This is a genomic window from Anaerococcus sp. HMSC075B03 (assembly GCF_001815585.1).
Classification (GTDB): domain Bacteria; phylum Bacillota; class Clostridia; order Tissierellales; family Peptoniphilaceae; genus Anaerococcus; species Anaerococcus vaginalis.
Genome location: NZ_KV821171.1, coordinates 1 through 499, shown reverse-complemented (window position 1 = coordinate 499; position 499 = coordinate 1). Strand labels below are relative to the sequence as shown.

Below are 499 nucleotides of genomic sequence, written 5' to 3'. Positions count from 1 at the left end.
GCTACTTTCAAATGCAACAAATAATATAAATCAGATTGCAAAAGCTACTAATACAACTGGCATTATTTACAAGAATGAAATCGAATCAATGAATGAACAGATAGAAAAATTATCAAAAGAAATATGGCAGATCCATTCCCTACTTCTAAATAAATCAAAAGAAAGTTCTGGTGAATAGTATGGCAATTACAAAGATACATCCTATAAAATCAACTCTAAATTTGGCAATAGATTATATAACCAAGAGTGAAAAAACTGATGAAAAAGTCTTGGTATCTTCATTTAAATGTCATCCATCTACTGCCCATATTCAGTTTATGAAAACACGAGAAGATAACGATACTAAGGGTACAGTTTTGGCTAGACATTTAATTCAATCTTTTCTACCAGGAGAGGTTGATCCTATAAAAGCTCACGAAATTGGAATGGAATTATGTAAGAAAATTTTAAAAGAAGATTATGAATTTGTTCTTGCAACTCATATAGATAGAGGGCATAT

The 499-nt window shown here is 30.1% G+C and carries 2 protein-coding genes; both read left to right on the top strand.

The window, feature by feature from the left end; genetic code table 11:
- On the top strand, positions 1-178 hold a 178-nt coding region (gene mobC, locus HMPREF3045_RS02335), incomplete at its 5' end, for a MobC domain-containing protein (RefSeq protein WP_143269975.1).
- Position 179: 1 nt separating this feature from the next.
- The coding region (locus HMPREF3045_RS02330) for a relaxase/mobilization nuclease domain-containing protein (protein WP_180362998.1) at positions 180-499 on the top strand (320 nt) is incomplete at its 3' end.